The sequence below is a fragment of the Legionella qingyii genome (assembly GCF_003184185.1).
The window spans coordinates 1-472 of the sequence record NZ_QHJG01000088.1; the positions used below are offsets into that span (position 1 = coordinate 1).

Below are 472 nucleotides of genomic sequence, written 5' to 3' on the forward strand. Positions count from 1 at the left end.
CCAGTACCAATTCGTTCTATCAATCGCTAGATAAACAGGCTGGGTTTCGGAAAAAAATAGATAATATATCCACCGCGAAATACACGTAAAATCAAATTTAAAGCCTGAAAAAAACCGCTTCACACGTTTATAACGCGACTCAATCAAAGTCCCTCCTTGCATGGCTACTGCAATTTCAATTAAATTAACACTTCGTACAGTGAATAAAGCCAATAACATCTGAGCAAAACAATCTATTCGGGACTTGTGCCAAAGGAGTTCTTCACCTAATATCTCTCGTAACTCGCTGATATATTTCATATTCACACCTTTTCTAGACAAAAAGATTATATGAAATTCTTTTGTTATCAGCGAGTTATTCCACATCTATTCCTATATCTCAGTTTTTTTGTCCGGCACAAAGATAAATCACAGGGCGATTTCATCAAAGTTTAAGAATAGAACAGATTGATATGAGAATTCCCAGATGTTT

Annotated in this window: 1 pseudogene; it reads right to left on the reverse strand. The window is 35.4% G+C overall.

Features of this window, described 5'->3' with window-relative positions:
- A pseudogene (locus tag DGG96_RS20590) lies at positions 1-300 on the reverse strand (IS4 family transposase); the annotation flags it as partial.
- Between the last annotated feature and the right edge of the window lie 172 nt (positions 301-472).